Origin of the sequence: Streptomyces sp. NPDC057302 (assembly GCF_042667685.1) — a bacterium.
Classification (GTDB): Bacteria; Actinomycetota; Actinomycetes; order Streptomycetales; family Streptomycetaceae; genus Streptomyces.
On the sequence record NZ_JBHUZJ010000074.1, the window covers coordinates 41,783 to 48,258 of the forward strand.

Annotated in this window: 6 protein-coding genes and 2 pseudogenes; 3 read left to right on the plus strand and 5 right to left on the minus strand. The window is 69.1% G+C overall.

Features of this window, described 5'->3' with window-relative positions:
• The first annotated feature begins 85 nt into the window (after positions 1-85).
• Positions 86-496, plus strand: coding sequence for a winged helix-turn-helix transcriptional regulator (locus ACFUPX_RS35040; RefSeq protein ID WP_383332072.1), 411 nt, complete (start codon positions 86-88; stop codon positions 494-496).
• A gap of 122 nt (positions 497-618) precedes the next feature.
• Here ACFUPX_RS35040 and ACFUPX_RS35045 read toward each other — a convergent pair whose 3' ends face one another.
• On the minus strand, positions 619-1,584 hold the full coding sequence (locus ACFUPX_RS35045; RefSeq protein WP_383332074.1) for a helix-turn-helix transcriptional regulator: 966 nt from the start codon (positions 1,582-1,584) through the stop codon (positions 619-621).
• A 63-nt stretch (positions 1,585-1,647) separates the two neighbouring features.
• Here ACFUPX_RS35045 and ACFUPX_RS35050 point away from each other — a divergent pair, with 63 nt between their 5' ends.
• The gene (locus ACFUPX_RS35050; RefSeq protein WP_383332076.1) at positions 1,648-2,034 is read left to right on the plus strand and encodes a VOC family protein; all 387 of its coding nucleotides are present in this window, start codon (positions 1,648-1,650) and stop codon (positions 2,032-2,034) included.
• An 87-nt stretch (positions 2,035-2,121) separates the two neighbouring features.
• Here ACFUPX_RS35050 and ACFUPX_RS35055 read toward each other — a convergent pair.
• From ACFUPX_RS35055 to ACFUPX_RS35070, 4 genes and pseudogenes are all read right to left on the minus strand, one after another.
• A pseudogene (locus ACFUPX_RS35055) lies at positions 2,122-2,379 on the minus strand (hypothetical protein); the annotation flags it as partial.
• Between the two features lie 1,020 nt (positions 2,380-3,399).
• Positions 3,400-4,020: a class I SAM-dependent methyltransferase gene (locus tag ACFUPX_RS35060; protein ID WP_383332078.1), complete on the minus strand. Its 621-nt coding sequence runs from the start codon at positions 4,018-4,020 to the stop codon at positions 3,400-3,402.
• Between the two features lie 125 nt (positions 4,021-4,145).
• Complete coding sequence (locus tag ACFUPX_RS35065; RefSeq protein ID WP_383332086.1) at positions 4,146-5,129, minus strand: endonuclease/exonuclease/phosphatase family protein; 984 nt, start codon at positions 5,127-5,129, stop codon at positions 4,146-4,148.
• A gap of 119 nt (positions 5,130-5,248) precedes the next feature.
• Entirely contained in the window at positions 5,249-5,929 is a 681-nt protein-coding gene (locus ACFUPX_RS35070) for a M15 family metallopeptidase (RefSeq protein WP_383332080.1), read from the minus strand.
• A 380-nt stretch (positions 5,930-6,309) separates the two neighbouring features.
• Between ACFUPX_RS35070 and ACFUPX_RS35075 the strand changes: the two are divergent.
• Positions 6,310-6,476, plus strand: a pseudogene (locus ACFUPX_RS35075) (DNA-directed RNA polymerase subunit alpha); the annotation flags it as partial.

Genomic DNA, 6,476 nt, shown 5'->3' on the forward strand with positions numbered 1-6,476 from the left:
TGGTTACCATTGGTGACCACAGAACGATAAGTAACCGTCGGGCCGCTTTCTAGACGGCACTTTCAGGGAAGGTGGTGAGCCGCAGGTGACCACCCAAGGAGCCCGGGCCGCCGGTCGTGGGGTACGCGGCGATCTGTTCGATCCCCACTGTCCGACGCGGCAGTTGCTGGACCGCATCGGCACGAAGTGGACGTCCATGGCCATCAAGACGCTCGCCGCTGCCGCACCGGAGGAGGTGCGTTTCGCGGAGCTGAGACGCCGGATGCCCGGCGTCTCGCAGAAGATGCTGTCCGTGACGCTGCGAAGCCTGACCCGCGACGGGCTGGTGTCCCGCCGGGTCGAACCGACCGTGCCGCCGCGGGTCTTCTACCGGCTTACCGAACTCGGACTGTCCCTGGAAACCGCGCTTGCGGGGCTGCGGACCTGGGCGGAGGAGCACATGAGCGAGATCAGCCGCGCCAACGAAGCCAACGACCAGGAGGCCGATGAGGGGTAGGCAGGCCGGTTCCGCGTCGAGTACTGGTGGTTGGAGTTCAGCGGCGGTGACAACCCCACCGCCCGGGTTTGCTTCGCGCGTGTCGAGACGGTCCACTCGCCTGGTGGCCGGACAGCGTTCGTCTATCGGGGCTGAGCGTTCACGTTCTCCTCGAACAGTTCCCGGGTGCGGCGCACCAGGGCCTCCCGTACGTTGTCCGGCGCCAGCACCCGCAGTGGGGTGGCCAGGCCGAGGAGGTACCTGGCAAGTCCTTCCGCGTCGGGGCCGCCGATGTCGACGATCGTGGCGTGGGGGCCGTCCGGGCGGTGGGTACCGACCGTCGGCGGGATCAGCCCCATCGCCTGCTCCACGGGCAGGGGGAGACGGATCGTCACGTAGAGCGGGTAGGTGCCGGCGGCGATGGAGCGGGACACGAGCAGGGCCGGGTCGGGCGGGTCGGTGAGTTCCACCGGGCGTCCGGTCGGCTGTATCCGGCTGACCCTGTCGGCCCGGAAAGTGCGCCACTGATCACGTGTCACGTCCCGGGCCACGAAGTACCAGCGCCGTCCCGTGTGCACCAGGCGGAAGGGGTCGACGTCCCGGACCGTGGTCTTTCCCTCCCGGTCGCGGTACGACAGACCGCTGCGCTCGCCCCGGCGGCACGCGTCGGCCAGTTCCAGCAGCATACCGGGCGCGATCTGCGGCGCGTCGGGCCTGGCGGTGTGAACAAGAGCGGCGTCCATCTCGCCCAGCCGGTCCGCGATTCGGCGCGGCAGGACCTGACGCAGTTTCAGCAAGGCGGACAGCGCGGCCTGGTCTCCGCCGAGAACACCGCTGAGCGCGGCTTCGCGCAGCCCGACGGCGACGGCGAGAGCCTCTTCGTCATCGAGGATCAGCGGCGGCACCCGGGCTCCGGCGCGCAGGCGATAGCCGCCCCACGGCCCGGGGTCGGACTCGACTCCGTAGCCGAGTTCCCGGAGCCTGGCGACGTCCCGTCGCACCGTGCGTTCGGTGACCTCCATACGGTCGGCCAGTTCGCCGCAGGTCCATGACGGCCGTGCGGACAGCAGGGAGACCAATCGCAGCAGGCGGGCAGAGGTGCTGATCACACGGTGAAGTGTCCTGCATGACCAGGACCGAATCTGACCGGGTCTGGTCGTAGCGTCTTCCCCATGAGTACCGCAAACACCTCCGCACCCGTGTTCCGCTACGCAGCCATCACGTTCGACTGCCTCGATCCCGCTGAACTGGCCCGCTTCTACGGCGAGGTCCTGGGCCTGCCCATCGCCTACGCCAGCGACGACTTCATCCTGCTCGGCCGGGAGGGGTCGGCCGGGCTGGGATTCAACCGGCTGGCCGACTACAGGCGTCCCACCTGGCCGGACCCCTCCCAGGAGAAGCAGGCCCACATGGAACTGGGCGTCGACGACCTGGAGTCCGCGCAGGCGCACCTGCTGACCCTGGGCGCCGCACTGCCCACCGTCCAGCCCCAGCCCGACCGGTGGAGGGTCCTCCTGGACCCCGCGGGCCACCCGTTCTGCATCACCACCCTGGTCTGAATACGACCGGCAGAGCGGCTCCCCTGCCTGGCAGGGCCCCGGGCGTCCACGTCCGTGACGCCGTTCGCATCGCGGGATGATGCCGGACTAGGCGTTCGCACCGGTCGCAGGCAGCAGCGCGAACTCGGCCACAGTGCGCCACGAGCCCGGCGTATCGGTACCGGCGATCAGACAGACACGGTCGATCCGGGCCGGTATAGGCAGCATCGCCTCCACGGCGTCGGCTGCCCGCTGCAGGGCGACCAGACCCGCCAGGTGCGTGCTCCCAACCGTCAGGTGAGGAGCCGGGTTGGGGTACGCACCTCGGTAGGGAGGGCACTGGGGGAACTGACGCCACACAGCATCGGTGAGATCGCGTCCGCCAAGGCCTCCAGCTCCACCTCAGCCACCACAGCATGCTCGCACACCCAACCTCGACCCGGGCTGCGCGGCTATGTGGGCCAAACTCCCGCCGGAATCAGTGCCGTTGAGGCACACTGGTTCTGCCTACCCGTCTCCGGACGACAGCCGGCCCATGGGGGAGCCGGTCCCCGTCCGGGAACGAGAGGTAGGTGATGGCGATGGCAGAGCGAGAACAATCTCGCGGACGCGATCGAAGCTGGACCAGAGAGGTACTCACCCGCTTGGCGGCGGCGCTCGGAGCCAAGGCCATCTGGAGGTTCTTCGAGTCTCATCTCAGCTGACGACGCCCGTGGCGACGTCATGCGAGGGGCGCAGTGCCGAGAACAACCGGCACGGCGCCCCTACTTCGTTCAGTACGGCCGCAGGACCCTGGACGGTCAGACGCACCGGCCGCACAAAGAACCGCGTCGCACAGCAGAGCGAGACCTGGCCAGCACCGGTACCGGTGCCCACCGGCCGCGATGCGGTCGGCGCGGAGGCGGACCGTACGGCGACTGCCACGCAGGCCGCCCACTCCGGCCCGGCCCGCTCATACCGTGGCGTCGTACGGCCACCGGGGCCAGGAGTTCGGGGCGTACGCGAGGCACTTTCATCCGCTCCGGGACAGGGGTGGCATCCCAGCATCCGCACTCGGCGCGCAGCGCGAGGCGCCCGGAGGAGCAGCCGTGGCAACGGCGGAGAACAATCGGCAGGCGGGTGGACTCTGCCACCCGGTTTGTGGACACAGACATACACCGGTTTCCAGTGAGAAGACCGCAGCGAAAAGGAGCACGGCGCACAAGTGCGACGCGCGACGGATCAGCGCTCTTGGGATCTCACTTGGTGTACAACGGCACGTCCTTGGCAGGCGACTGCGGGCGAAAGCACGCTAACGGCATGCACGAGTGCGGCTCCACTGAATTTTCGGGCAGGTGGCGACGGATCGCGTCGTCCGCGCCTACGGCTCCCCCGGCCCCAAGGACATCAGCCGCGAGGCAGTGGCAAGCGGTGGACACTGACGGCGTAGCCACCGCCCTCGTAGGGGTGGGCGTCCCACGTCGCGAAGCGGTCGACGAAGGTGAGGCCCGCCGCGGCGCAGTAGGCGTCGTACTCGGCCAGAGTGATGCCGGGCGATACCGGCAGGTGGGCTTCGTCCAGGCCGAATCCGGCGATCACAAGGCCGTCCGGGCGCAGGGCCGCGGCCAGGCGGTCGATGACCACGGCCTCAGTCCCCGCGGCGAGCAGCGGGAAGATGTTGCCGGCCGCGACGACGAGGTCGAAGTCCGCGCCGCCATGGAGTTCAGCCGGGTCGAACGTGGCCAGGTCGGCCTGGACCCAGGGCAGTTGTGGTGCCTGCCTGCGCGCCACGGCCAGCATGGAGGCGTCGAGGTCGACCCCGACGCAGTCATACCCGAGCTCCGCCAGGTGGATCATGACCCGACCGGTGCCGCACCCGGCATCCAGCACCCGCGCCCCGGAGGGCACCAGCGTGGCGCACAACCGTGCCTCCCCGTGCAGGTCCTTTCCGCTACCGGCGAGCGCCGCGAACCGGGCTGCGTAGTCCTCGCCGGACGTCCCACCAGTCAGTTCTTCCCATCGGCTCATGCCACACAGGGTAGGCGAACGGCCTTCCCCCGCTGGTTCCCGGCCGCGACCAACGGCCAGGGCTTCGGCCACCGGGCAGGCGCCGCGCCGCGGCGGGGCGGGCGAAACCGCGGACCTAGCGAGGTTCACCAGCTGATTCCGGCCGCCACCGGCCGGTGATCGCTGCCGGTGGCCGGCAGCACCCACGAGCCGGCCGGTTCCACTCCCCTGACCAGGATCTGGTCGATCCGCGTCACCGGGAACTTCGCCGGCCAGCTGAAGCCGAAGCCGGCCCCGGCTCCGTCCTGGGCGGAGCGCAGGTGCGCGGTGAGACCGGCGAACGCGCGATCGTCCAGGGTGCCGTTCAGATCACCGAGCAGCACCACCCGCTCGTTGCGCTCGGCGGCGACCGCTTCGGCGAGCGCCTTGGCGTTTCTGTCCCGCGATTCCGTCTGGAATCCTGCCCTGGGATTTACCCGTACGGACCCCAGATGGGCCACGTATACGGCGAGGGGCCCTTGGTCGGTGGCCACTGTGGTGCGCAGCGCCCGGGTGTCGGCCAGCTTGGCCTCGGCCGGCTTGGCGTCCCCCATCGGTCCGACGTCCTGCTCGGTGTCGACCGGCCGGGTGCCCGACAGCGGCAGCTTGCTCCACAGCCCGACCGTGCCCTGCACCGTGTGGTAGCGATACGCCTTCGCCAGTTCCTTCTCGTACAGCGGTTTCGCCTGTGCGGTGATCTCCTGCAGGGCCAGCACGTCCGCGCCGGAGGCTGCCAGATCGCGGGCGGTGCCGACCGGGTCGGGGTTCTCGGCGCCGACGTTGTGGCCGGCCACCGTGAGGTCGCTGCCCGCGTGGGACGTGCCGATGAACAGCCCGCCGAAGAGACTCAGCCACACCACGACCGGCATCAGCAGCGCGAGGCCCGCCACGGCGGAGCGGCGCCACAGCGCCCCTGCCAGCAGCACCGGGATCCAGAGTCCCAGCCACGGCACGAAGGATTCCACCAGGCTGCCCAGTCCCCCGCGGTCCGTGATCTGTGCGTGCAGCAGCATGAGCAGCCCCAGCAGCAGCGCCAGCACGGCGAGCACCCGGCCGCGCCTCCAGGGTCCCGGTCGGGAGGCGACGTCCATCGCCCGGCGGACGCCCGCGCGCCAATTGGAGGAGCCGACCCGTTGGCGGTCGGCGTCTTCCTGCCCGGCGTGCTCCGCCGTGTCGGTCCGCACGATCGTCTGTCCTTGCTCACTGCCGTTCACTTTTGCATCCTCGGGTCCTGGGTGGGGTCGGCATACATCTGCGGGCACCCGCGATCGATCGCGTCGGAGCGCAGCTCGTAGTGCCAGGGTTCGTTTCGGTAGATCTGGCAGAGTCCGTATCGTTCGCCGTGTTCGGAGAGCCACTTCGCCGCGTTGGAACGCCCGATGTCGACCGCGTCCCCCGACACGTGAGGTGAGGTCTTAGCGGTCGCCACCCACCGGGCGGCCTCGGCTTTGGACCCGTATTTGGAGATCGCCTCGCGCAGAAGCTGGTCCTGGTATTGCGGGGAACGCCAGCCACTATTTATGTAGAGGGGTAGCCCACTGCCCGCTGCGTCCTTTGCGGCCTGGCGCAGGGCGTTGAGTAAATTCGGACCGAGCCTGGCCACGGCCACGACATCGTCGTCGAAGACTGTCGTGCCCTCGGGGACGGCGCCGCCGGCTTCGCCCAGCGCACCACCGTGTTCTCCTCGAGGACCCTTCGGCGGCGAGGGGGCCGAGGAGAAGGAAGGCGATGCGGTCAGTTCAGATGCCGAGGACGCCGAAGAGCGGAAATTCTGCGCGTGCCAGGCGAAAGTCGCGGCGATCGCCGCGATGAGGGCTACTACCGAGCCTGCGACGATGCGCCGACGAATTCGGCGGGGCTGTATTCGCGCTGATGGCGGGTTTTCATTCATGCCGCCAGTCAAGGCAATGTGGTGTTGTGAGCCCGTATCGGATTCTCGATACGCCGACGATATGTACCGCCTCGTAGCATCAAATGCGCGCGTGTACTGGTGGTCGAGGTCGAGGACGAGCCCTTCAGCGCACGTCGCCGCACGGCGAGGCTCTGCTCCTGCTCAACAACGGGTGTGTCGGTCTCGGCGCTGATCCCGTGCCAACCCGCCTTGCGGGGAGTCCTGCGGTGATGCGGAGCCCGCCGGCGGGTCGTGGGGTTGCTCGGGCAGTGGAGCCCGGTCTGGGGGCAGGGTGGCTCTTGTCAGACTGCTCGGCCCGTTAGGCTTCGGGGAGTCCATGGCGTCAAATAGCGGGCGCCGAACCCTGGAGGCAATACTTCATGCTGATCGCCCAGCGTCCCTCGTTGACCGAAGAAGTCGTCGACGAATTCCGCTCCCGGTTCGTCATCGAACCCCTGGAGCCCGGCTTCGGCTACACCCTGGGCAACTCCCTGCGCCGCACCCTGCTCTCCTCCATCCCCGGCGCCGCAGTCACCTCCATCCGCAT